Raw genomic sequence first — 23324 nt, forward strand, 5'->3', positions numbered from 1 at the left:
CTCTACTGTAGGCCGGGCGCCAGCATAGCCGCGGCGGCACCCAGGAGCATGAACGGCCCGAAGGGCAACGTGGAGGATGCCGTCCCGCGCCGGGAAAGGATCAGCCCCAGCCCCCATATCCCGCCGAACACAAACGCAGCCACGGTTCCCGCCAGCACGTGGCCCGGCCCAAGGAAACCGAGGTAGAGCCCCAGGAGCCCGGCCAGTTTGACGTCGCCAAGGCCCAGCCCGGAAGGATTCAGCAACCGCAGGACGAAAAACCCGGCCCCCAGACCAGCAGCACCCAGCAGCATGCCGGCAATCCGTCCGGACTCCCCGACGGCCAGCGCAGCGGCGGCCAGCAGGGCTCCAGCCACGGGATACGAGGGAAGCACCAGCGCATCCGGCAGGCGCCGGGTGCGGATATCGGCAGCGCTCAAGCGGACGGCCAGCACCGCAAACCATGCCAGCGCCAGGCCCAGCAGCCAGCCGGCATGCATGCCGCCGGGAGCAGTCCAGTAGTCCGCCAGTGTGCCAGCCATGGCTACACGCTATGCCCCGGGCCCGGGCTGTGCAGGCGACGTCCTCCAGATGTGGACAAGCTAGCCGATCTGCCCCTCTTCCAGCAGTTCCGTCACCAGGGCCGCAATGGGGGAACGCTCGGACCGGGTGAGCGTAATGTGCCCGAACAGCGGGTGTCCCTTCAGCGTTTCCACCACCGCAGCCACGCCGTCGTGACGGCCCACGCGCAGGTTGTCCCGCTGCGCGACGTCGTGCGTCAGGACGACCTTGGAATTCTGGCCGATGCGGGAGAGCACGGTGAGCAGCACGTTTTTCTCCAGCGACTGCGCCTCATCCACGATCACGAAGGAGTCGTGCAGGGACCGGCCCCGGATATGGGTCAGGGGCAGCACCTCGAGCATGCCGCGGTCCAGGACCTCCTCCACCACTTCCGGCGAGACCAGTGCCTCCAGCGTGTCGAACACAGCCTGGCCCCAGGGTCCCATCTTTTCCGACTCGGAGCCGGGCAGATATCCCAGCTCCTGCCCGCCGACCGCGTACAGGGGGCGGAATACCACCACCTTCCGGTGTTCCCGGCGCTCCAGGACCGCCTCCAGTCCGGCACACAGGGCCAGGGCGGATTTGCCGGTCCCTGCCCTGCCGCCCAGGGATACTATGCCCACTTCCCGGTCCATCAGCAGGTCAATGGCCAGCCGCTGCTCCGCGGACCGGCCGTGCAGGCCGAAGACGTCCCGGTCCCCGCGCACCAGCCGCAGCCGCTTATCCGTACCTACGCGGCCCAGGGCCGAGCCGCGCCCGGCCATCAGCACCATTCCGGTGTTGACCGGAAGATCCGCTGCCTCAGGGTGGAACAGCGGCTGGTGGTCATACAGAAGCGCCATGTCGGCGTCAGAGATTTCCAGTTCCGCCACTCCGGTCCAGCCGGTATCGCGCACCAGGCCGTTGCGGTACTCGTCCGCGTCCAGTCCCACGGCCGAGGCCTTGACCCGCATGGGCAGGTCCTTGGACACCACCGTGACGCTGCGGCCCTCATCGGCCAGGCTTTTGGCCACCGCCAGGATCCTGCTGTCATTGTCGCTGCCCCGGATCCCGGCCGGCAGTACGTCGGTGGAGACGTGGTTCAGTTCCACTCTAAGGACTCCGCCGCTCTCCCCCAGCGGTATGGGTGCGCCAAGTCCGCCGTGCTGCACCCGCAGCTCATCGAGCAGCCGCAGGGCGTTCCGGGCAAAGTACCCGAGCTCGGGGTCCTGGCGTTTGCGCTCCAACTCGGTGATGACCACCAGCGGGAGGATTACTTCGTGTTCGGCGAACCGCAGGATCGCCCGGGGATCGGACAGCAGTACCGATGTGTCCAATACAAAGGTGGTGCGTTCCAAGGCCTGCACAAACTGGTCAGCTGCCACTGCGGACTCCCATCAGGGGCCGCCCCCGGGCCCCGGTTGCTGGACTGTGCTGCGTTCCGGCCGGCTCCGTGCTGACCGCTAGCACCAAAGTACGCCCGCCCGGTACCGGGCGGCAGCAGGACACGGCCCTCCCCCCGGGGAAGACCCCAGGCTCTTCGCGGGGAAAGGCTGTCAGGAACCGAAGCGCCGCTGCCTGCTGGCGTAGTCACGCAGGGCACGCAGGAAGTCCACGCGCCGGAAATCCGGCCACAGGGCTTCGCAGAAGTAGAACTCGCTGTACGCGCTTTGCCACATCAGGAATCCGGAGAGCCGCTGCTCGCCGGAGGTGCGGATGACCAGTTCCGGATCCGGCTGCCCGCGGGTGTAGAGGTACTCGGAAATCCGGGTGACCGAAATCTCGCCTGCGACGTCCGTAATTGTCTTGCCCTCGCTGTCGGCGTCCTGCAGCAGTTCCTTGACGGCGTCAACGATCTCCCGCCGTCCGCCGTAGCCGATGGCCACGTTCACGTGCATTCCGTCGGCGTCGCCGGTGCTGTTCCCGAGTTCGGTGAGCTGCTTCGCCAGCCTTTCGGGAAGGATCTCGAGGGCCCCCACAGGCTGGACCCGCAGGTTGCCCTCTTCACCCAGCCGGTCCAAGGTGTTCCCGATGATGTCCAGCAACGGTTCAAGCTCGCCAGCGTCACGGTTAAGGTTGTCGGTGGAGAGCATGTACAGGGTGACCATACGGACGCCGAGTTCCTGGCACCAGCCGAGGAATTCGAGGATTTTATCCGCTCCGGCCTGGTGCCCGTCGCTGGTGGGAGCACCGGCGAGTTTCGCCCACCGCCTGTTTCCATCGACCATCACGCCGATGTGTTCGGGCAGCCGCGCCCCGCTGAGGGACCGACGGAGCTTACGCTCGTAGAGGGCGTAGACAACACCGGGGAATTTCATAGCTTGCCTCACCTGCCAGGTCCGGGCGGAGCAGACGGGCTGCTGCAGCCCGGGTCTGCCTAAAGAAGAAAAAATCTTCTCCTAGGCTACCGCTAGCTCGCCCCGGCAGCGCGCAACCCGGCCCTGCCGCCCGCTTACCCAACCGTAAGTTACCCGATCGTAGGTTAGAATTTCCGTTATGGATTCGTCATCATCTTCCGCACGGCCACACGGCGTCCCCGCTCAGCATGATCCCGACTCCCGGGTAGCCCCGGGCCCGTTGGAAAGTGTGGTTGAATCCCTCGCCGAAGAACTCGAAGTCAAGCCGCGCCTGCGCGGCTGGTTCCATGCAGGTGCTGCGCCGCTTGCGCTGGCAGCAGGCATTGTCCTGGTAATCCTCTCCCCCACAACCGGCACCAGGATCGCCTCCGCTGTGTACGCTTTTACCGGTGTACTGCTGTTCGGCGTGAGCGCCGTCTATCACCGCGGCAACTGGTCGCCCAAGGTCAAGAAGGTACTCAAGCGCCTGGACCACACCAACATCATGCTGGTGATTGCAGGTTCCTATACCCCCCTGGCCTGGGCACTGCTGCCCCGGGGAAGCGCGACAACCCTGCTGTGGCTGATCTGGGCCGGCGCCCTGGTGGGCGTCGCCTTCCGGCTGCTGTGGCTGAACGCGCCGCGCTGGCTGTACACCCCGGTCTACATTGCGCTGGGCTGTGCCGCGCTCTTCTACATTCCCGACTTCTACCGTGCGAGCCCGGCGGCTGCATGGCTCATCTGCGTGGGAGGAGCCATGTACATTGCCGGAGCGGTCATCTACGCCATGAAGCGCCCCAACCCGTCAGTGGAATGGTTCGGCTTCCATGAAATCTTCCATGCCTTCACGCTGGCAGGGTTCGCGTGCCACTACGTGGCAATCATGTCCGCCGTGCTCGGCGCGGGCCACTAGGGCTGCCGGTTCCCGAACTGTTCGGCCAACGCTTCCGGATCAGACACCGGCCGGCTGCAGACCATGCCGCGGCACAGGTAGGCCAGGGCTGAGCCCTCCGGCGCTCCTCGGTCCCTTAGCAACGGGACGGAGGAGTCTCCACCGGTGCCCGCACCCTCCCTGAAGGCCGTCACCACAGCCGGTCCGCCGGCGGCCCTCCCTGTCCGGAGCAGGTGCTGCACCAGCTCCGAGTCGGTGCCGGTTACGGCCAGTTCCCGGGGCCCCTCCAGCGCAGAGGCCAGCACCGAGAGCGCCCACCCGCCGGCGCGTGGCGCACGGGCTCCCACCACCTGCACATGGGCCAGGAGTGCCTCGGCCAGGGCGCGGTGCCGGGAGGAGCCGGAATAGGCGGCGTAGGTCACCAGCACACCGGCGAACAGTGCGGTACCGCTCGGAGCAGGCCCGTCCAGCGGGTCCGCGGAGGCCACCGCTCCCTGCGCCGCAGAGAGCTGTCCGGTACGCACCGCGGTGTCCTGCAGGACGCCGTCGGTGATGAACCGCTGTTCGGCGGCCAGGACCAGTTCCTCGGCTGCACGGTACCAGCGCTCTTCCCCGGTGGCTGCGAAGAGGGCGAACAGGCCCTCGGCCACCCCGGCGTAGTCCTCGAGCAGCCCTTCGATCCCCCGGGCCGTGCCGTTGTGCGACACCCGGATGAGGACCCCGTCCCGATAATGGACCCGCAGCAGGTACTCCGCCGCGTTCCGGGCCAGGTTCAGGGCCCCGGCATGGGGCAGGGACTCGGGGCCCGCGCCGGCGTCGTCAGCGTCCGCCAAGGCCAGGGCTGCGTCGGCCAGGCCAGCGATAGCCAGTCCGTTCCAGCCCGCCACCACCTTGTCGTCGCGTTCGGGTTGCGGCCGCGAGTCGCGCGCCGCCAGCAGGGCCGGGCTCCAGCGCAGCCACAGCTGCTCCTCTTCCGGGTCGAGGCTTCGCCCGAAATGCAGGGTGGATCCGCCCTCCTCCATCCGCCCGGTCTCCAAGTCCAGAAGATCCAGCACTGCGTCTGCCTCGGTGCCGGCACCCGCCCGGGCCAGTACGGCTCGCAGTTCCTCGCCGGTCCAGACGTAGGTGGCTCCTTCCCGACGCCGGCCGTCCACCACGGTGTCGGCGTCCAGGGACGAAGCGAATCCCCCGCCGTCCACCAGGAGGCGTTTGGCCAACCAGCCGGCAGTATCGGTACTGACCCGCAGGGCGAGACGCCGCTGGGCCGGGGCGGGCGCCAAGCGGCTCCAGTGCGCGTAGAGCCGCAGGAGCTGGGCGTTGTCGTAGAGCATCTTCTCGAAGTGAGGCACGGACCAGGCGCGGTCCACCGTGTATCTGGCGAAGCCGCCTTCCAGCTGGTCATACAGTGCGCTGCGGGCCATGGTTTCAAGCGTGCGGTCCGCCAGGGCGGCAGCGGCGACGGACCCGGCCCCGCCGCCGGCTCCGTAGGTGAGCAGGAAACGCAGCAACGGCGACGGCGGGAACTTTGGGGCACCGCCCAGCCCGCCGAAGCGGGTGTCTTCCTGCTCCCCAACGGCTGCGACGGCGGCCGGCAGCACCTCCGGCGACAAGGCGCCGGAGGAGCCGGGAGCGAGGTCCAGAGCTCCTACCAGGCGCCGGTTCCCGTCCTGGGCCGAGGCCAGGTGGGCGGCAATCTGCGCCGCGCTGGTTTCCACTTCCTCCGGCCGGTCCCGCCACGCCGAAGAAACGGCTTCAAGTACCTGCCGGAACGCGGGCACCCCCTGCAGCTGCTGCGGCGGGAAGTAGGTGCCGGCGTAGAAGGTTCGGCCGTCCGGCAGGGTGAAGACGCTCATTGGCCATCCGCCTTGCCCGGTCAGGGCCTGCGTGGCGGCCATGTACACGGCGTCGACGTCGGGCCGTTCTTCCCGGTCCACCTTCACCGAGACGAAGTGCTCGTTCAGGTAAGCCGCCGTTGCGGCGTCCTCAAAGGACTCATGGGCCATGACATGGCACCAGTGGCATGCGGCGTACCCCACCGAGATAAATACCGGGACATTGCGGCGGCGTGCTTCGGCGAAGGCTTCCTCGCCGAAGGGCCACCAGTCCACCGGGTTATCAGCGTGCTGGCGCAGATACGCCGATGCCTGGTCCCGCAGTCTCCCGGCCATGGTTGGTACTCCTAATGCAGGTGCTTCCCGGAGCTGTCCGGGTCTGAGGGGTGCGAACCTTCCGCCGGGGTCTGCCCGGAGGAAGCAGGGGCGGCGGTGCGCCCGCCGCGTCCGGCTGCCGCTTCGCGTTCGAGCAGTTCCGTTGCAAGCTGCTCGCGGTAGCGGACGCGGCGGATGCGCTTGGTCATGTCGCGGATCAGGAAGATGATCGCAATCACCATAAACAGGGTGAAAATGAAGCCCAGCAAGCCCGGCGTGACGTCCTTCGGGTCCACCCCCGGCGCAAGCGTTTCATCGGGTGCCGGGGTGACGGCAAGAGGCAGGCTGTACAGGAAGTTCACGGTATATCTCTCTCTAAGCTCACTCTGTGCCGAGACGGCAGCGGATCAGACGTCCCCAGCCCCTATCGTATGCCAGCAAACAGGTCGGTCTCGGGGAGTTCGGTTTCCACCCTGGACTCGATCAGGGAGTAGTCCTCCCACGGCCAGACCTTGCGCTGCATGTCCGCGCTGACCGCGAAGAAGAAGCCGTCGGGGTCCACCTGGGTGCGGTGGCTGCGCAGCGCCTGGTCCCGGACCTCGAAAAAGTCCCCGCATTCAATCTGCGTGGTGGTGGGATGGGTTGGTACCGGCGGCTGGTGGCCCTCCGTGTCGGTCTCCTGCGAGGCGGCGATCCGCTCGGCATACGGGGACTGCAGTCCTGCTTCTTCCAGGGCGAAGTGCAGGGCGCGGAAACGTTCGGGGTTGAAGGCGCGGTCGTAGTACAGCTTCAGCGGCTCCCAGGCCGGCCCGGTGCCCGGGTAGCGTTCCGGGTCGCCGGCAGCTTCGAAGGCCTCCACCGCCACCTTGTGCGCCATGATGTGGTCGGGGTGCGGGTAGCCGCCGTTTTCGTCGTAGCTGACAATCACATGCGGCCTGAACTCCCGGACGAGCTTCACCAGCGGCGCGGCAGCCCGTTCCAGCGGCTGCAGTGCAAAGCACCCGAAGGGCAGGTCAGGAAGCGGATCACCCTCGGGCAGACCGGAGTCGGCAAAGCCCAGCCAGCGGTGGTGAATACCCAGGGCGGCCTGGGAGGCGGCCATTTCCCGGCGCCGCAGCCCGGCGAGGTCGCGTTTGCCCGCAGGATCGTTCTCCGCTCCGGGGTTAAGGATCGAGCCCTGTTCACCGCCCGTGCAGGTAGCCACCATGACTTCGACGCCGGCGGCTGCGTAAGCGGCCATCATGGCTGCGCCCTTGCTCGCCTCGTCGTCGGGATGGGCGTGCACTGCGAGCAGGCGCAGCGGCTCGGCGGGCCGTGATGTGGTGCTATCGGGGGCAGACAAGGCAACTCCTGTGGTCAGCGGAATGTGGCGGTGGAATCGGCGGCTAAAATGGGCATGTGAGCACACCGTTTGGTCAGCCCGAGAAGTCGGCACCCCAGCAGCCGGACGTTTCCACGTCCGAGTCCAGATTAGCCAATCGCTACGGCGCTCCAAAGCGGCGCCTGTCCCGGCGGGCCGGCATCATCATTTCCTCGGTCGCCGTGGCCGCCGCCGTCGTAGTGGCGGCCCTGATGAACATCCCCTCTTCCGCAGGTACGGTGACGTCCAAAGACGTCGGGTTTTCCTTCCCGGAAGAAGGCCGCGCTGTGGTGGATTTCCGGGTGGATAAAACCCCCGGCTCAACAGCGGCCTGCGCGGTGCAGGTGCTCAACGAAAGCTACGCCGTCGTGGGTTGGAAAACAGTGATCCTGGGTCCGGATGTGCCCGCGAGCAGCGCCCAGAAGCAGGAGCTGCGCATCGATTCCCCCGGCGTTACCGGCGGTGTCGGCTCATGCTGGCTCGTGGAGGGATCCGGCGAGTAGCCGCCGGACCGTCTTAGCCCGGCATCTTGGGTTAAGCCCGGAGGCAAACTAGTATGGGAACCACGAATAGCCCCGCCCAGGTGTCCGGGTCCTGTGAACTGCAGAGAATATCTGTGAATTGCAGACCAGCCCGGTCCCGCCCGGCGGGGTCTTTGCTTGTCAGGCCAATCCGGCCGGCGGGCAACAAACAGCCATGCCGGACCAATCGGTGGTCCGGATGTACTTAAGGAGATACCCGTGTCAACCAACAGCGCATCTGTCGCCTGGCTCACGCAGGAGTCTTACGACCGCCTGAAGGCGGAACTGGAACACCTGTCCGGCCCCGGACGGACGGAGATTGTTGCCCGCATCGAGCAGGCACGCTCCGAGGGCGACCTCAAGGAGAACGGCGGCTACCACGCGGCGAAGGAAGAGCAGGGCAAGACTGAGGCCCGGATCCGCCAGCTGACCCAGCTCCTTGAAACTGCGCACGTTGGCGAAGCACCGGCCGATGACGGCATTGTTGAGCCGGGCATGCTGGTTGAAGCCCGCGTGGCCGGCGACGTCGAGACCTTCCTGCTGGGCAGCCGGGAGATCGCCGGGGACAGCAGCATCGACGTCTACAGCGAAAAGTCTCCCCTTGGCGCGTCCATCTCGGGCCTGAAGGTGGGCGATTCCACCACGTACTTGGCCCCGAACGGCAAGAGCATCCCGGTGGAGATCATCTCCGCCAAGCCCTACGCCGGCTAACTTCCCCTCAAAGCGGGCCTTCCTACGGGAGGGCCCGCTTTTGCGTTGCGCCGGGGCTGTTCCGCAGGAGAACGGCGGCAAGCACACCGCCGGCGGCGCCGAACAGATGCGCCTGCCAGGAGATACCCAGCGCCGTGGGGAACACGCCCCAGAGGATGGACCCGTAGATCAGGAACAGCACGGCGCTGAGCAGGATCTGGACAATGCTGCGGTTGTAGAAGCCGCGCACCATCAGGTAGGCGAACAGTCCGAACACCACGCCGGACACACCCACCGTCAGGCCGCTCCCGAAAAGCCACACGCCTATCCCGGAAGCCAGCCAGGAGATGGCCAGGACCCAGGCGAACCGGCGCATCCCTTCCAACAGGGTGAGGAAGGAAAACACAATCAAGGGCAGCGTGTTCCCCACCAGGTGCCCAAAGCCGGCATGCAGCAGCGGAGCGAACACGACGCCGTCGAGCCCCTCCACGTGGCGGGGCAGGATGCCCAGCAGCGGCAGAACCACAGGCGAAAACACCATGGTGAGCAGGAAAACCGCCCACAGCAGGGCGGCGAAACCGAGCGAACCGATCAGGGCGGTCCGGGCCCGTTGGGCGAGCACGGGTCAGCCTTCCAGCACCATGGGCTGGAAGCCTTCCGCGCGCAGGTTCTTCAGGACCAGGTCGCAGTGCTCGTGGCCCTTGGTTTCCATGTTGATGGTGATTGCCACGTCTCCCATACTGATGGATCCTCCTACCCTGGTGTGGTCCACTCCGGTGACGTTTGCATCCGCATCGGCAATGATCCGCGAGATGGTGGCCAGCGAGCCTGGACGGTCGTCAAGCAGGATCCGGACCACGAGATAGCGTCCCGCGGCGGCCAGGCCCCGCTGGATGACCTTCAGCATCAGCATGGGGTCAATGTTGCCGCCGGACAGGATCACGGCCGTGGTGCCGGGATTCTCGATCTTCCCGTCCATCAGGGCAGCCACCCCCACCGCACCGGCGGGTTCAACCACCATCTTGGCACGCTCCAACAGGAAAATCAGGGCCCGGGCCAGGGAATCCTCGCTGACGGTCACTACATCGTCCACCAGCTCCCGGATGATCGAGAACGGCAGCTGGCCCGGCCTGCCCACGGCAATTCCGTCCGCAATGGTGGACACCCGGGTCAGGGGCACCAGGGCGTCCGCCGCCAGCGACGGCGGGTACGACGCCGCATTTTCGGCCTGCACTCCGATGATCCGGATGTCCCGGCCCAGTTCCCGTGCCCGGGACTTAACGGCGACGGCGACGCCAGCGAGCAGCCCTCCGCCGCCCACCCCCATGATGACGGTGTCCAGGTCCGGAATCTGTTCCAGGAGTTCCAGTCCGATGGTTCCCTGGCCGGCCACCACGTCCACGTTGTCGAACGGATGGACAAACACGGCACCGGTTTCATCGGCGTACCGCTGGGCCTCGGCGAGCGCTTCGTCTACGTTGTGGCCGTGCAGGACAACTTCTGCGCCGTGTCCCTGCGTAGCCGCCAGTTTCGGCAGGGCCACCCCGTGAGGCATGTACACCCGTGCGGCAATGCCGAGCCTGGCCGCGGCAACCGCCACCCCCTGGGCATGGTTTCCCGCTGAAGCGGCCACCACGCCGCGGGCCTTGTCCGACGGGGAGAGCTTGGCCATGCGCACATAGGCGCCCCGGACCTTGAAAGACCCGGCCCGCTGCAGGTTTTCACACTTGAAGTACACGTCCGAGCCGGTTTCCCGTCCCAGCGCACGCGACACCTCAATGGGGGTCTGCGCGATCACGCCGTCAAGCAGTTTGGCAGCGGCTTGGATGTCATCCAGGGTTACGGGCAGGTTGGGCAGATCTGTCAAAGTCAGTGCTCTTCCTTCGGAACAAACGCGCGTTCGGGGTTATGTTCATGGTCGCTCTCGTCACTGCCGGCTCCGGGGGTCTTACCGCCGGTCCCGGAGTTCCCGTCTCCGGCTGCCCCGTCCCCCGGATCGTTGCCGTGGAGATCCGGCCCGGAGTGCGGACCGGCGCCGAACTGCTCTTCCACGGCCGGGTCATTTTCCCAGTGCCGGGCGGCAATGTACCGGACCACGGCGTTGAGGATGGCCAGCAACGGGACTGAGAACAGGGCCCCCGGAATGCCTGCGGCCAGGGTCCCTCCGGTGACGGCAAGGATGACGGCGAGCGGATGGAGCGAGACGGCACGGCCCATCACCAGGGGCTGCAGGATGTGCGATTCCACCTGCTGGACTAACAGCACAATGCCGAGCATCACCAGCGCATTGACCCAGCCGTTGGCCACCAGGGCCAGCAGCACCGCCACGAAGCCGGTCACGAAGGCTCCAACCAACGGAACGAAAGACCCCAGGAACACCAGTACGGTCAGGGGCAGGGCCAGAGGCACGCCGATAAGCGCGGCCAGGCCGCCGATGCCAACCGCATCGATCAGGGCAACAACCACCTGGACACGCACGTAATTGACCATGGAGTCCCAGCCCTGGATTCCGGCACCGTAGGCCGCGGGCCGTGCCCGCCTCGGCAGGAGTCCAGCAGTGAAGCGCCAGATTCGGGGCCCGTCCAGCAGGAAGAAGATCAGGGCGAAGATGGTCAGCAGCACGCCTGCGGCAAAGTGTCCGGCACTGCTGCCCACGCTGAGGGCGCCGGAAACGATGCTCCCGGAGTTCTCCTGCAGGGTGTCACTGGCTTCGCTGAACAGTGAGTCGATTTGGTCCGTGCTGATGTGAAGCGGCCCGGATGACAGCCAGTCCTGGATCTGCCGGACTCCTGCCATGGTTTCGCCCCACAGGTCCTGGAAGCCCAGGGCCAGCTGACGGCCTACCAGGGTCAGCGCGGCGGTAATGAGCCCCAGGAACGCCAGGAGGGTCACTGCCACCGAAAGTCCGCCCGGCAGTCTGTTCCGGCGCAGCCAGTTGCTCACCGGCGAAAGCAGTCCGGCGAGCAGTGCGGCGATCATCAGCGGAATGATGAGCAGCGAAAAATGGCTCAGGACCCAGATGAGCCCCGCCCCCACTATGAGCACTATGCCCAGCCGCCAAGCCCAAGCTGCGCTTACCCGCAGGGCGAAGGGGACATCTTCCCCTGACCGGACTGGATTCGCTGCTGCGGCCTGCAGCGCCCGGGGCGCAGCCGCGCGGCGTGCATGGGATTTCATGGGGCCATCCTTCCACACCCTGCTGGTGGTGAAGCTGACTTTACGCGGCTATTCCGTGCTGTTACCGCCGCGGTCCGCTGATCCGGCCCGGATACCCCACTGCGCATCGAAACTCCCGCCGGGCGAAAGCCAGGCCAGCCCTTCCCCGGAGTTCAGCGCGTTGGCCGGAGCGGTCATCGGTTCCAGCGCCACGGCGCAGTCTTGTCCGGGGAACTTGTCCGTGACGAAAACATGGACATAGCCGCATTCGGGTCCGGTCCAGAGGCTGACGGTACGCCCGTCCGGCGCAGTGAGTGTGTGCCGGTACCCGGGTTCCCCGCCTCCTCCGGTCTCCGTTCCGGCCGGCTGGAGGTCCGTGTAGGCGCTGTCCAGATCCAGTCCGCCCACGCGTTTTCCGGTGCGCAGGTCGGTTTCCCCGGCGGGTTCCTCCCTGCCGTTGGGGATCAGGCGTTCATCGGTGGTGAGCCTTGCGTCAGCTGCAACGGTCAGCACCAGGTCTTCCGTGGGCACATCTCCCAAGCGCAGGAATGGATGCGCGCCCAGGGCGACAGGTGCGCGCGACGTTCCCAGGTTGGTGAGGCTCTGGCGCACCGCCAGCCCGCCGTCGTCGTCCAAGCCGTAGCGAACGGTGTGCAGGAGATGGAACGGATACCCGTGCTGCGGGAAGATTTCGGCGGACAGGACCACGGATGCCTGGTCCTGCTCGCGGAGCGTGTACCCGGTGTTGCGCAGCAGCCCGTGGCTGGCGTGGCCGCGCGACGGCTCGGTGATGTCCAGCTGCTGCTCCGCACCGTCCAGGGTCCACAGCCCGTCCGCCACCCGGTTGGGCCACGGCGCAAGCAGGACACCGTTGGCCGAGGGCGGTATGGCGGTATCCGGGTAGGACTGAAACAACTCCACCCCGTCCACGGAGTAGTGCCGCAGCGCTCCGGCGAGGGAACCGATCACCGCCCGGGCGCTGCCACGGCTGATCTCGTACTGGGTGCCGGTAGCCGGGAGGGCCGCTGCATGTTCAGTGCCGGTTCCATTCATGGGTTCAACGTTACCTAAGGGCTCCGGCTCCGGTCCCCTCCAGGGAAGCTACTCATCGAAATGGGTATCAACCCGGTCACTGACCGCTGCCACGACGCCGGCGGCCACATTGCGAATCTTGATGTTGCGGCTGTTGGAGACGCTGCGCAGGATGTCGATGGCTGCCTGCTGGCTGCAGCCGTTCTGTCCCATGATGATGCCCGCAGCCAGGTCCACCACCGTGCGTGATTCCAGTGCTGCCTGGAGATTCGCTGCCTTTGCGGTCTGCATATCAAGGAGCAGGGCAAGGCGCAGGGGTTTGGCGGCCGCCGCCGCGAAACCGCGGACAGTGCCCGTTTCGAGCGGTCCGAAGGAATTCGGCCGGCCCGAATAGCACGCCAGCACACCGCGTTCCCCCGCCAGCGGCAGCGCAACGGCGGCAACCGAACGTACGCCTGCGGCACCTGCACCGGCCACTGCGGACCACCGCTGCTCCGCGCACACATCCGGAACGACGGCGTCCGGGCCACCGCCCAGCACCGTCCCTGCCGGGCTGCCCGGTCCGAAGCCGGCCGCCTCCGCCGCCAGTCCGGCGGACCGGGCGGACAGCAGGGGCCGGCGGCTGCGGTTCACTGCCAACGCGCATCCGCCCGGGGCCGCGAGCCCCAGCCGGCTTGCGGCTGCTTCCGCAGCACCGGCCAGGAACACCTCCGGATCCCAGTCGGCCAGCAGGACGTCGAGTAGTTCTTCCAGCACGGATTGCCGGTCATGTTCGGCCACCGAAGACTCCTTTTCCAGCAGGTGCCCGGGCCTTGGCCGTGTGACCTGTTCCGGTTCCCGCTGCTCCCCATGCAGGGACCGCTCCCCACGCCGGCCATAGTAGGTACGGCCGGCGGCGGGTGCCCAGAGTAAGCGCCCAAATTGGTTTCTAACGGCCGGGCGGCAGCGGCCCGTTAAACGGCGGAAGGCCCGCCGGCGTAATGCCGGCGGGCCTTCCAATACGGTCCGTGTGTTGCTGCGGGACTGTACGCAGCTGGTTCTGGGTGGTTAGTCGCTGCCGCGGAGAATGGCCAGCAGACGGATGATCTCCACGTACAGCCATACCAAGGTGACGGTGAGGCCGAAGGCCGCCGTCCAGGAGTAGCGCTCCGGGGCACCGGCCTTGACGCCCTGTTCAATGGAGGCGAAGTCCATGACCAGGGAGAAGGCAGCCAGGCCGATGGCCAGCAGGCCGATGAAGACGCCCATCGGGATGCCGAAGATTTCCACTCCGCGCAGGCCCCACGGATCATTTACGCCGCCGAAGATCATCAGGCCGACGTTGATCAGGGAGAATACCGCATAACCGATGATGGCGATCATGAAGAACCGGACAGCCTTGGGGGTCGCCCGCACCTTGCCGCTGCGGAACAGCACCAGGGTGACGGCGAAGACCGCGAGGGTGCCCAGTACCGCCTGCAGCCCAACGCCCGGGTAGGCGTTGTCGAGGACGGCTGTCAGCCCGCCGAGGAACATTCCCTCCAGGAACGCGTAGGCAAGGATCAGGCCCGGTACGGGTTCGCGCTTGAAGGAGTTGACCAGGCCAAGGACGAATCCGCCCAGTGCGCCCAGCATCATCAGGCCCATGCCCATGGACGGGAGGACGAAGGTGGGGACTGCTGCGCCCACCAGGACTGCCGCGAGGCAGAACACCGTCTTCATGATCACGTCGTCATAAGTCATCCGACCCATGTCCGAGGGCTTTGCCGACGGCGCCGTGTACAGATCCTGCAGCTGCTGCGGGGTCATGTAGGTGTTATCCGTTGCCAGCGACCCCTGGGCTGCTCCGCCACGGGTCTGGGAACGGAAGTTCTTTCCGTTGAAAACCGGATTTCCGCCAAGTGCCATGAAAAGTGTCCTCCATCTGGGGGCTGTTTAGGGTCAGCCTACCAAAGTCCAACGAACGGCCGGGGCCGCGGATTCCCGCAAATACGCCTCTTTAGGTAACGGTTCGGTCGAGGCGGGTCCCCTCTGCTCCTGCGGTCTTGCGTTGCCGGCAACAAAGTCGTTACGGGATCGCGACATACGGGCAGGGACAAACGTCACTGCCTGAAACATTCTGTGGGTAGCATGTTCCCCAATCGGTGACCTGAGTCACATCTACCCGCCTGCGGACCGCTTTTGCGGTGCCGCAGCCCTGCGCGGAGGTTTCGGAACTTGGCAAGAACATCGGCGCTGACCCGGTATTTGGGGATGCTGGCAGCGGTGGCGGCGATGTTCGCTGCCCTGCTCTTCGCAGCCCCTGCCGCTCACGCAACTACAACCAGCCCGTCGGACGGTGCCTCGGCGCCGGCCACCAGCCCGGGACCCACGGACGGCGCTGAATTCCGTGACCGGATCAGCGGCGTCATCAAGAATGAGGGCACCCCGCTGGAAGGGGTGAAGGTCACGGCCACCGGCAACGGATACGAGGGTGAAGCCGTTACCGGAGCGAACGGTTCCTGGTCCATCGGGGTGCCCGAACAGGGCGCCTATGAAGTGGAACTCGATGAATCCAGCCTCCCAGAGGGCGTAGCCCTCGCCGAAGGCCAGAAGAACCCGCGGACGGTGACATTCGCGGGTACCAGCAACATCACCACCCTGTTCCTGCTCGGCGAGGGAATTGTCCTGCAGCAGGAAAGCTTCGGCTCGCTTCTGGCCGAGCGCGCCGTTGCCGGGCTGAGCTTCGGCCTCTTGCTGGCCCTGAGCGCCGTCGGCCTCTCACTGATTTTCGGCACCACCGGCCTGACCAACTTTGCCCACGGTGAAATGGTGACCCTGGGCGCGGTGTTGGCTTTCGCTTTCGCCGCCATCGGACTTCCGGTTTGGGTGGCCCTGCCTCTGGCGGTGCTTGGCGGTGCCGCCTTCGGATACGTGCAGGACGCCGGCATCTGGAAGCCGCTGCGCCGGCGGGGTACGGGACTGGTTCCGATGATGATCGTCAGCATCGGCCTTGCCGTCGCCGTCCGTTACACCGTCCTGTTCTTCTTCGGCGGCGGAACCCAGCAGCTGCCCGGTTCCCAGAGCCCCGTCCTGGAGCTGGGTCCGGTGTCCATTCCCCGGAACACCTTGGTGTCCCTGATTGTCAGCCTGGCCGCGATCTTGGTGGTAGCGCTGCTGCTGCTCCGGACCAGGATCGGCAAGGCCACCCGGGCGGTTTCGGATAATCCCGCACTCGCGGCTGCTTCAGGCATCGATGTGGACCGCGTGATCCGGCTGGTCTGGGTCATTGGCGGTGCGCTGGCTGCCATGGGCGGCATTCTCTGGGCGTACTACCGTCCGGGAGTTTCCTTCAATATGGGCCAGCAGATTCTGCTGCTGATCTTTGCCGGGGTTACCCTCGGCGGTCTCGGCACCGTGTTCGGAGCGCTGGTCGGTTCCGTCCTTATGGGGCTTTTCGTGGAAATCTCCACTCTTTGGCTGCCGGCTGACCTGAAATACGTCGGCGCGCTGGTCATCATGATTCTTGTCCTGCTGGTCCGGCCGCAGGGCCTTCTGGGCCGCCGCGAGCGCATAGGTTAAGGGGCTTAGTTACACATGGATTTCTCCAATATTCTTCTCGGTGCCTTCAACGAGATCATCAGCCCCACTACGGCCGCCTATGCGCTGGCCGCTCTCGGCCTTGCCGTGCACTTCGGCTACACCGGCCTCCTGAACTTTGGCCAGGCCGGGTTTATGGCGGTGGGAGCCTACGGCTTCGCCATTCCGATCCTCTCTTTCAACGCCCCGCTGCCGTTGGCCCTGCTGATTGCCCTTCTGGGTTCTGTGGTGTTCGCGGTCATCCTGGGCATTCCCACGCTGCGGCTGCGTGCGGATTATCTTGCCATCGTCACCATTGCCGCCGCGGAAATCATTCGGTACGTCGTCACCACCAACTCGATGACCTCCGTCACCGGTTCCGCCAACGGGCTCGCCGCCTTCACCGGCAGCTTCTACGACCTCAACCCGGTACCGGAGGGCAGCTACAACATCGGCCCGTTCTCCATGAACGAGCGCGACGTCTGGATCCGCATCGTGGCCTGGGCGCTGGTCATAGTTGCCTGCCTGCTGGTGTGGATGCTCATCCGCAGCCCCTGGGGCCGCGTGGTCAAGGGCATCCGTGAGGATGAGAACGCCGTGCGCGCCCTGGGCAAGAACGTCTACGCCTACAAAATGCAGGCACTGATCATCGGCGGGCTTCTCGGCACCTTGGCCGGAATCATCTTCACCCTCCCCCGGGACGCCGTGCAGCCGGCCAACTACGGCACCGAGCTCACCTTCTATCTGTACACGGCCCTGCTGCTGGGCGGCATGTCCACGGTGCTGGGACCGGTGCTGGGGTCAATGATCTTCTGGGCCATCCTCTCCATCACGCAGGGCGTCCTGTACGGCGCCATCGAATCGGGATACATCACCTTCATCAGCACTTCCCAAGCAGGCCAGATCCGCTACATCCTTGTGGGCGTGGCGCTGATGCTGCTGATGATCTTCAGGCCCCAGGGGATCCTGGGCAACAAGAAGGAGCTGTCGTTCGCATGAGCCACCAGGCAGACCAGTCCAGTCCCGGGGATTCAGTCCGGGCCGGCGGGGCGCATGCCGCCGAGCCGGCAGCCGCGCCCGTCGACGCCGTCGCAGATGACGCCGCCGCGAACCCGTATATGAGCGATACCCAACCCATCGCCGCAGGAGAAACGGGTCCGGGCTGCGCCAAGCGGGATCCCATCCTTGTGGCTCAAAACGTCACCCGGACCTACGGCGGCATTAATGCCGTGGACGTTGAGCACGTGGAGATTCCCCGGCATAAGATCACCGCCCTGATCGGTCCCAACGGTGCCGGTAAAACCACGCTGTTCAACCTCCTCACCGGTTTCGACACCCCCCAGTCCGGCACCTGGCAGTTCGAAGGCAAGGATCTCGCGGGGGTGTCCGCCTACAAGGTGGCCCGGCTGGGCATGGTGCGCACGTTCCAGCTGACCAAGGTCATGGGCAAGCTCACCGTGTTGGAAAACATGCGGTTGGGTGCCGCATCCCAACCGGGTGAGTCACTGTGGCGGGCCCTCCTGCCGCCGCTGTGGCGCAGCCGTGAGAACGAGATCACCGAGCAGGCCGACGTCCTGCTCGCCAAGTTCAAGCTCGACACCAAGCGTACGGATTACGCGGCGTCGCTTTCCGGCGGCCAGCGGAAGCTGCTGGAAATGGCGCGGGCCCTGATGGTCCGGCCGAAACTTGTGATGCTGGACGAACCCATGGCCGGCGTGAACCCTGCCCTGACCCAGTCACTGCTGGACCACATCAAGAACCTCAAGGCCGAAGGCATGACGGTCTTGTTCGTGGAACACGACATGCACATGGTCCGCCACATTGCCGACTGGGTCGTGGTCATGGCTGAAGGCAAAGTAGTCGCCGAGGGCCCTCCGTCCGAGGTGATGAAAGACCAGGCCGTGATCGATGCCTATCTGGGCGCCCATCACGACGTGGACCTTGCCGATTCCGAGGGCTTCGAAAAGCTTGAGGCCGAATTGGAGCACGACGCCGAGTCTTCGGTGGGCACTGAACCTGCCGGCACTGCCGGCGGGCGAGTCGAGGAACGGAAGGACAAGGCATGAGCGCCGATGCATTCGAGGACGATTCCGTCGTCAAGGTGACCGACCTTGTGGCCGGTTACATTCCCGGGGTCAATATCCTCAACGGCTGCAGTATTGAAGCCCGGCGAGGAGAACTCATCGGCATTATCGGGCCCAACGGTGCCGGCAAATCGACCCTGCTCAAGGCCATGTTCGGCCTGGTGAAGGTTCATTCCGGGACAGTTGTTGTCCGCGGCCAGGACTTGACCGGACTCAAGGCCAACAAGCTCGTCAGCCGCGGGGTGGGGTTCGTGCCGCAGAACAACAACGTGTTCCCGTCGCTGACCATCGAGGAGAACCTGCAGATGGGCGTGTATCAGGCGCCTCGGACGTTCAAGGAACGCTTCGACTTCGTAGCGGGGGTCTTCCCTGAGCTTGCTAAACGCCGTGCCCAGCGTGCCGGATCTCTGTCCGGCGGTGAACGGCAGATGGTTGCCATGGGCCGGGCGCTGATGATGGATCCAGCAGTACTGCTGCTGGACGAGCCTTCGGCCGGCCTCTCCCCCGTGAAACAGGACGAAGCTTTCCTGCGGGTCCATGAAATCAACCGTGCCGGAGTTTCAGTGATCATGGTGGAGCAGAATGCCCGCCGCTGCCTGCAGATCTGCGACCGAGCCTATGTGTTGGACCAGGGCAAGGACGCGTACACGGGTACCGGACGTGAGCTCATGAAAGACCCGAAGGTCATCCAGCTGTACCTGGGAACGTTGGCAGAGTCCGCCTAGTTGCCACGGCTGTCTGGCTGTCAGGGCCCGTCCCCGGGAAAGTATGCCGGGGACGGGCCCTAACCCGTCTAGAGGCAGGCTTGGGTTCGCGGGCGCGGACTGCAGGCCCGTTCGCTATGTCTGCCTTCGCTCCCCCTGCGGACGGCACGCGTGATCGGCGGGTGGGGCGGTCCTTCCGCCTGGCCCGTGATCCCTACAGCGGTGCCAGGCCCAGGAAGGGTTCCGTGCGATAAACCCGTCCCGTGGGCGAGGTCCACTGGATCACACCTGGTGTTGGTTGGGAGGCCTTCCAGAACCCCCGGGTCTTGAAGCGGTGATGCCGGCGGCACAGGTGTTCAAGGTTGCCGTGCTCGGTAGGACCACCTGCCGCCCAGTCGATGGTGTGGTCTATTTCTGTGACGGCGGTGCTGACCCTGCAACCCGGGAACCGGCAGGTCCCGTCGCGGGCGCGTAGCCAGCGGGCCAGTCCGGCGGGGACTTTCCGGCGCCTGCCCACCGCGAGGATTTCACCGGTCTTCGGATCCTGGGCCAGACCCGTCCACCCCACCGCGTTGCGGGCCAGTCGGCGGGCTTCTTCGGCGCTGATCGGACCGTAGCCGTGGAGCTCAGCCGGCTCCTCGTTGGCGCCAAAGAGGGTTTCGGCGTTGATCAGGACCATGATTTCCGCCCGCGGCAGGACCGTTGAGCCGTCGGGATCGGCCTCGGCAGGTCCACTGCCTGCTCCACTTCGTGCACCTGACGGGGCTGAGCCGAGGCCGCCCATCAGCAGCTGGGCCAGGACATCGGCGCGCAGCTGGTCCGCAGTCCGGGAGTCACCGGCGGCCTGTTCACCGCGGGCAGCAGTGCTCAAGGCCGTGTAGATCTGCTGGGCTTCCGCGGCCCGCAAATGCGCCGACAGCCACGACGTGCCGTCCTCGTCCCGGTCCAGGACGACGCGCCGTTTATCAAAGGCCGTCAAATGCCGTTCGGGAATGGTTTGGGGATATTTCCTCTCCCTTAGCCGCCTGGCCTTGGCACAGAACTGGCTCCTCGTTACGCCTTCTGCCTTGCCCAGCAGTTCGGACTCGAACCCGGGAAGCTCCGACGCCGGAATGTTCTCACACTGGTCCAGCACCACTTGAGCGTGCCCGTAGCTGAAGCGTCCTGCTTCCAGTCCGGCCAGGGTGGCGGTATGGGTGCCGCAGAGCCTGTCCGCTTCGAACATCATGCCCTGCGCGGTGGTCTGCGGAACGTTCAAAATAGCTGCGCATTCAGAGGCTGCGAGGCTGAATGCCAGCCCGGCTTCTTCCCGGCCCAAATCCTTGCAGAGGCCGGACCGGAAGAGTTCCTCCAGATGGTGGATCAGGCGGGCCTCCTGTGCCTGCGTCCAACGCACCAGATGGACCACGCGGGCCAAAACATCACAGGTGGCCTGTTCGTCAAAGGATTCAAGGTTCTGCAGAGCCAGTAGTCCGCTGAACCCGTCCGGAAAATCCCCGGCAGCGCCGGGATCTGCCGCAGAATCGCCGGACCGGGAGCCGCCGTCGGCCGCTTCAGCACGGATATCTGCCCGGAAAACCGCGAGTGTGCGCTCCGAGTCGGAGGCATCCGCTTTACCAGCGTGGCCTTCAGCCGACTGGTGTTCTGACCCTGATTCTTCGGTTATCCGTTCGGTGTTCCCGAGCTGATCCATGCCTCAAGGATTTCACCCGGCACTGACGTTTCCGGGCCCAAAAGAGGGTCAAAACGGCCTTTCGGGAAACTCCAAATACTCGTCTTTCGGACGCCGCTACCTACCTTTATCTCCATGATCCCCCGCCCCCGTCACACCCGGAAAACCACCAACGCCACATCGAAAAACAGATCAGCCCCGCCGGTTTCCCGGCGAGGCTGATCTGTTTGCTTTTTCTACTGCAGTTATCCCCGCTGCAGTTAGAGCTTGCCCTCTTCGGAGCGGCTCGGCACCGGCTTGTTGTCGGCGTCGTACTGGTAGATACCGATAAACGCTTCCGTCGGGTCGCCGTTCTCATCGAACGTGACCGGGCCGGAGTAGCCGTCGTAGTCAATGTCGCCGCCGCCCCGCAGGATGGTCACGCAACCGGCAAAGTCGTAGCACTTTTCGCCTTCGCCCGAGACACCCTGGAGTTCGGCTGCAATGGCCTTGCCGTCGGTACTGCCGGCCGCTTCGGAGGCCAGTGCCAGCAGGGTAACGGCGTCATAGCTTTCACCCGCGTAGGACCAGTCCTTCAGGGCCGGATCGATCGCCAGCAGGTTGTCCTTGAAGGTATCCGAGGCGAACGGACCGGGAATGGTGCCCTGCGCCCCTTCAAGCGTTCCGGCGTCCAGGCTGTCGCTGTAGTCCGAGGTGTTGCCGTCCACAAAGAACATCTGGCTGGCGTCGACACCCTTTGACTTCAGGAGCGGAACAATGCTCTTGGCCTGGTCGAAGCTGATGATCACCACGGCATCCGGCTTCGCAGCGGCAATGGAATCCACCTGGCTGCTGAACTGGGAATCGCCTTCGTTGAACATTTCAGAGGCCACAACCTGGCCGCCTGCGTCTTCCACCGACTTCTGGACGTTGCTCTGCAGTCCGGTTCCGTAGGCATCATTGAGGACAATCATGCCCACTGTCTGCGCACCGCAGCTCATGATGTAGTTGCCAAGGGTGCGGCCCTGCATGACGTCGGACGGAGCGGTGCGGAAGTACAGGCCGTTGTCATCCCAGGTGGTGAAGTCCGGCGAGGTGTTCGCGGGAGAGAACTGGATGACACCGGCGCCGGTGATGTTGCCGATAACAGTCTTGGACACGCCCGAGGATGCGGCGCCCACAATGGCGCTGACATCCTGGCTGAGCAGGTCGTTGACCGACTGGGTCGCGATTTCCGTGGTGGTGTCGCCGGAGTCGCGGTGGACCACCTCAACAGGCTTGCCCAGGACACCGCCTGCGTCGTTGATCTCCTTGACAGCCAGGTTGACGCCGGCAATTTCCGGCGGGCCCAGGTAGGCAAGGGAGCCCGTTGTCGGGAGCAGGGACCCGATCTTCAGCGGAACGTCCGTGGTGCCGGTGGACGCGGGAACGGCCGAGGCATCCCCCTTGGCTCCCGGATCGCTCCCCGTGCCGCCTTCGCTCTCGGGGCAGGAGAGGACCGACGCCGCTGCGGCGTCGCTCGAACCGGTGGACTCTTCCGAAGTGGATTCGGAGTTGTTGCCGCCGCAACCGCTGGCGAACAGGGCAAAGCCCAAACCGAGGGCGGCAATCTTAGCGGTGCGGGCGTATCCGACGCCCAAGCCCAGACCGCCGGAATGGCGTAGTGCAGTCATAAAAGTTATCTCCCCGATCGAAAGGCGGGTGCCTTTGACGCAACACCAGGTGTTCCTGATTAGAAGAAAAGCTAATGGAACATTGTGTCGAATATAAGAGCCTGCGGTTACAGCCTTGTAACGCTCGTCACATTTAGGCCTCCGCGCCCTTGCGAGTAGGGGCCGTCCAGCCCTATACGATGGCTTTATTACGCTCATTTGGGGGAAAATTGCACATCCGGTCTATAACCGCCGCCGCTTCCACACTTACTGCCGCCAGCCTGCTCCTTCTCGGCGCTGCAGCGCCGGCGCAGGCACTGTCCTGCGCACCGGGTCTGGTGCCCGCCGTCGTGGACGGTGTGGAGACCTGCGCAGCAACCGGCGATCCCGCCCCCTACAACCCCGGAGAAAGCAGCTACGACCCGGCAACGGGCAACTACTCCGAGGCGGTTCCGGCTCCCCCCGGGCTCGAGCTGCAGCCGTCTTCACCGGCCCCTGATCCCGTCCCGACGCCGGCTGACTCCAGCGCTGCCGCCACTGCTCCTGCCACAGCTCCGGCTGGAGGCGGCGCAGTTCCGGCTCCGGTGCGTGCGCCTGCTCCGACGACGGCGCCCCCTACGTCGCGGACGCCTGTCCCGTCGCCGTCGGCCACCCCTGTGTCCGGCTCTGAACGCTCATCCGCGGTCCTGCCGGCCGCAGCCGCCGTCGTGATTCTGGGCGGGCTGGCCGGAGCCCTCCTGCTGCGACACCGCAACCGCTCCGCACGGGGCCGCAACGAGGGCTAGGGCGCTTCCCTGCCGGTGAACTGCCTGCCGGTGGAACCGCATGCCGGCTTCGCTGTACCCCAGGTCGGACTCGAACCGACAACACACCGATTTTAAGTCGGTTGCCTCTGCCAATTGGGCTACTGGGGCCTGGACAATTGCCTTCCAAGCGTACTGGAAAGCCGCGGAGGGCGGGAAACACGGCAGCGGGGGGGGGGGGGGCGCGGGGGGGGGGGGCGGCGGGCGGGAGGGGGGGTGGGAAAGAGCGAGGCGCGACAA

Annotated in this window: 22 protein-coding genes and 1 tRNA gene; 8 read left to right on the top strand and 15 right to left on the bottom strand. The window is 65.7% G+C overall.

Annotated elements, in window-relative coordinates; genetic code table 11:
* Window positions 1–2: 2 nt before the first annotated feature.
* From QNN98_RS12855 to QNN98_RS12865, 3 genes are all read right to left on the bottom strand, one after another.
* Window positions 3–521, bottom strand: a complete 519-nt coding sequence (locus QNN98_RS12855) for a prepilin peptidase (protein WP_227926950.1) — start codon at window positions 519–521, stop codon at window positions 3–5.
* A 60-nt stretch (window positions 522–581) separates the two neighbouring features.
* The gene (phoH2, locus tag QNN98_RS12860; RefSeq protein WP_227914088.1) at window positions 582–1904 is read right to left on the bottom strand and encodes an RNA 5'-3' helicase PhoH2; all 1323 of its coding nucleotides are present in this window, start codon (window positions 1902–1904) and stop codon (window positions 582–584) included.
* Between the two features lie 171 nt (window positions 1905–2075).
* Window positions 2076–2837, bottom strand: coding sequence for an isoprenyl transferase (locus QNN98_RS12865; RefSeq protein ID WP_227914087.1), 762 nt, complete (start codon window positions 2835–2837; stop codon window positions 2076–2078).
* A 178-nt stretch (window positions 2838–3015) separates the two neighbouring features.
* Between QNN98_RS12865 and trhA the strand changes: the two genes are divergently transcribed.
* Entirely contained in the window at window positions 3016–3768 is a 753-nt protein-coding gene (gene trhA, locus QNN98_RS12870) for a PAQR family membrane homeostasis protein TrhA (RefSeq protein WP_227914086.1), read from the top strand.
* Here the strand turns inward: trhA and QNN98_RS12875 are convergent.
* From QNN98_RS12875 to mca, 3 genes are all read right to left on the bottom strand, one after another.
* Window positions 3765–5915, bottom strand: a complete 2151-nt coding sequence (locus QNN98_RS12875) for a thioredoxin domain-containing protein (protein ID WP_283997647.1) — start codon at window positions 5913–5915, stop codon at window positions 3765–3767. The two genes, trhA and QNN98_RS12875, sit on opposite strands and share 4 nt — an antisense overlap.
* 11 nt (window positions 5916–5926) lie before the next feature.
* Complete coding sequence (locus tag QNN98_RS12880; protein WP_227914084.1) at window positions 5927–6256, bottom strand: hypothetical protein; 330 nt, start codon at window positions 6254–6256, stop codon at window positions 5927–5929.
* A 62-nt stretch (window positions 6257–6318) separates the two neighbouring features.
* Window positions 6319–7236 (bottom strand): mycothiol conjugate amidase Mca, encoded by a 918-nt coding sequence (mca, locus tag QNN98_RS12885; RefSeq protein ID WP_227914083.1) that lies wholly within the window; start codon window positions 7234–7236, stop codon window positions 6319–6321.
* Between the two features lie 56 nt (window positions 7237–7292).
* Between mca and QNN98_RS12890 the strand changes: the two genes are divergently transcribed.
* On the top strand, window positions 7293–7757 hold the full coding sequence (locus QNN98_RS12890) for a DUF4307 domain-containing protein (RefSeq protein ID WP_227914082.1): 465 nt from the start codon (window positions 7293–7295) through the stop codon (window positions 7755–7757).
* A 237-nt stretch (window positions 7758–7994) separates the two neighbouring features.
* Window positions 7995–8486, top strand: a complete 492-nt coding sequence (gene greA / locus QNN98_RS12895; protein ID WP_227914081.1) for a transcription elongation factor GreA — start codon at window positions 7995–7997, stop codon at window positions 8484–8486.
* A gap of 22 nt (window positions 8487–8508) precedes the next feature.
* Here the strand turns inward: greA and QNN98_RS12900 are convergent, their stop codons facing one another.
* The 6 genes from QNN98_RS12900 to QNN98_RS12925 form a co-directional block, all read right to left on the bottom strand.
* Window positions 8509–9087 (bottom strand): rhomboid family intramembrane serine protease, encoded by a 579-nt coding sequence (locus QNN98_RS12900; protein ID WP_283997650.1) that lies wholly within the window; start codon window positions 9085–9087, stop codon window positions 8509–8511.
* Between the two features lie 3 nt (window positions 9088–9090).
* Window positions 9091–10332 (bottom strand): threonine ammonia-lyase, encoded by a 1242-nt coding sequence (gene ilvA / locus QNN98_RS12905; protein WP_283997652.1) that lies wholly within the window; start codon window positions 10330–10332, stop codon window positions 9091–9093.
* A gap of 2 nt (window positions 10333–10334) precedes the next feature.
* A complete protein-coding gene (locus tag QNN98_RS12910) occupies window positions 10335–11642 on the bottom strand; it encodes an AI-2E family transporter (protein ID WP_227914078.1) in 1308 nt (435 codons plus the stop codon).
* Window positions 11643–11690: 48 nt separating this feature from the next.
* Window positions 11691–12674, bottom strand: coding sequence for an aldose 1-epimerase family protein (locus QNN98_RS12915; RefSeq protein WP_283997655.1), 984 nt, complete (start codon window positions 12672–12674; stop codon window positions 11691–11693).
* Between the two features lie 48 nt (window positions 12675–12722).
* Window positions 12723–13433 carry an ANTAR domain-containing protein gene (locus tag QNN98_RS12920; protein ID WP_229960832.1) on the bottom strand — a complete coding sequence of 237 codons (711 nt, stop codon included), beginning with the start codon at window positions 13431–13433 and terminating at the stop codon, window positions 12723–12725.
* Window positions 13434–13700: 267 nt separating this feature from the next.
* Entirely contained in the window at window positions 13701–14540 is an 840-nt protein-coding gene (locus tag QNN98_RS12925; protein WP_283997657.1) for a Bax inhibitor-1/YccA family protein, read from the bottom strand.
* A gap of 345 nt (window positions 14541–14885) precedes the next feature.
* Here QNN98_RS12925 and QNN98_RS12930 point away from each other — a divergent pair, with 345 nt between their 5' ends.
* The 4 genes from QNN98_RS12930 (at window position 14886) to QNN98_RS12945 (ending at window position 18999) form a co-directional block, all read left to right on the top strand.
* Window positions 14886–16193 carry a branched-chain amino acid ABC transporter permease gene (locus QNN98_RS12930; RefSeq protein WP_283997684.1) on the top strand — a complete coding sequence of 436 codons (1308 nt, stop codon included), beginning with the start codon at window positions 14886–14888 and terminating at the stop codon, window positions 16191–16193.
* 15 nt (window positions 16194–16208) lie between these two features.
* Entirely contained in the window at window positions 16209–17189 is a 981-nt protein-coding gene (locus QNN98_RS12935; protein WP_283997659.1) for a branched-chain amino acid ABC transporter permease, read from the top strand.
* 119 nt (window positions 17190–17308) lie between these two features.
* A complete protein-coding gene (locus QNN98_RS12940) occupies window positions 17309–18256 on the top strand; it encodes an ABC transporter ATP-binding protein (RefSeq protein WP_283997686.1) in 948 nt (315 codons plus the stop codon).
* Window positions 18253–18999, top strand: a complete 747-nt coding sequence (locus QNN98_RS12945) for an ABC transporter ATP-binding protein (RefSeq protein ID WP_283997661.1) — start codon at window positions 18253–18255, stop codon at window positions 18997–18999. Before QNN98_RS12940 ends, QNN98_RS12945 begins: the two co-directional genes overlap by 4 nt.
* Window positions 19000–19192: 193 nt before the next feature.
* Here the strand turns inward: QNN98_RS12945 and QNN98_RS12950 are convergent, their stop codons facing one another.
* Together QNN98_RS12950 and QNN98_RS12955 are read right to left on the bottom strand one after the other, a co-directional pair.
* Window positions 19193–20671, bottom strand: a complete 1479-nt coding sequence (locus QNN98_RS12950) for an HNH endonuclease signature motif containing protein (protein ID WP_283997664.1) — start codon at window positions 20669–20671, stop codon at window positions 19193–19195.
* Between the two features lie 239 nt (window positions 20672–20910).
* Window positions 20911–22302 carry an ABC transporter substrate-binding protein gene (locus tag QNN98_RS12955; protein ID WP_283997666.1) on the bottom strand — a complete coding sequence of 464 codons (1392 nt, stop codon included), beginning with the start codon at window positions 22300–22302 and terminating at the stop codon, window positions 20911–20913.
* Window positions 22303–22511: 209 nt separating this feature from the next.
* On the opposite strand from QNN98_RS12955, the gene QNN98_RS12960 reads away from it, so the two are divergent.
* On the top strand, window positions 22512–23066 hold the full coding sequence (locus QNN98_RS12960; RefSeq protein WP_283997668.1) for a hypothetical protein: 555 nt from the start codon (window positions 22512–22514) through the stop codon (window positions 23064–23066).
* Between the two features lie 55 nt (window positions 23067–23121).
* Here QNN98_RS12960 and QNN98_RS12965 read toward each other — a convergent pair.
* Window positions 23122–23195: transfer RNA gene (locus tag QNN98_RS12965), tRNA-Leu, on the bottom strand.
* Window positions 23196–23324 lie beyond the last annotated feature (129 nt).

It is taken from the genome of Arthrobacter sp. zg-Y1143, assembly GCF_030125565.1.
Lineage (GTDB): Bacteria > Actinomycetota > Actinomycetes > Actinomycetales > Micrococcaceae > Arthrobacter_B.

Excerpts from the sequence above, each read along its gene's own strand:
- QNN98_RS12855 (WP_227926950.1), bottom strand. The coding sequence starts at position 521 with ATGGCTGGCACACTGGCGGACTACTGGACTGCTCCCGGCGGCATGCAT.
- QNN98_RS12955 (WP_283997666.1), bottom strand. The coding sequence starts at position 22,302 with ATGACTGCACTACGCCATTCCGGCGGTCTGGGCTTGGGCGTCGGATAC.
- QNN98_RS12915 (WP_283997655.1), bottom strand. The coding sequence starts at position 12,674 with ATGAATGGAACCGGCACTGAACATGCAGCGGCCCTCCCGGCTACCGGC.
- QNN98_RS12865 (WP_227914087.1), bottom strand. The coding sequence starts at position 2,837 with ATGAAATTCCCCGGTGTTGTCTACGCCCTCTACGAGCGTAAGCTCCGT.
- QNN98_RS12950 (WP_283997664.1), bottom strand. The coding sequence starts at position 20,671 with ATGGATCAGCTCGGGAACACCGAACGGATAACCGAAGAATCAGGGTCA.
- QNN98_RS12875 (WP_283997647.1), bottom strand. The coding sequence starts at position 5,915 with ATGGCCGGGAGACTGCGGGACCAGGCATCGGCGTATCTGCGCCAGCAC.
- trhA (WP_227914086.1), top strand. The coding sequence starts at position 3,016 with ATGGATTCGTCATCATCTTCCGCACGGCCACACGGCGTCCCCGCTCAG.
- QNN98_RS12925 (WP_283997657.1), bottom strand. The coding sequence starts at position 14,540 with ATGGCACTTGGCGGAAATCCGGTTTTCAACGGAAAGAACTTCCGTTCC.
- QNN98_RS12935 (WP_283997659.1), top strand. The coding sequence starts at position 16,209 with ATGGATTTCTCCAATATTCTTCTCGGTGCCTTCAACGAGATCATCAGC.
- QNN98_RS12930 (WP_283997684.1), top strand. The coding sequence starts at position 14,886 with ATGCTGGCAGCGGTGGCGGCGATGTTCGCTGCCCTGCTCTTCGCAGCC.
- QNN98_RS12945 (WP_283997661.1), top strand. The coding sequence starts at position 18,253 with ATGAGCGCCGATGCATTCGAGGACGATTCCGTCGTCAAGGTGACCGAC.
- QNN98_RS12910 (WP_227914078.1), bottom strand. The coding sequence starts at position 11,642 with ATGAAATCCCATGCACGCCGCGCGGCTGCGCCCCGGGCGCTGCAGGCC.
- QNN98_RS12940 (WP_283997686.1), top strand. The coding sequence starts at position 17,309 with ATGAGCGATACCCAACCCATCGCCGCAGGAGAAACGGGTCCGGGCTGC.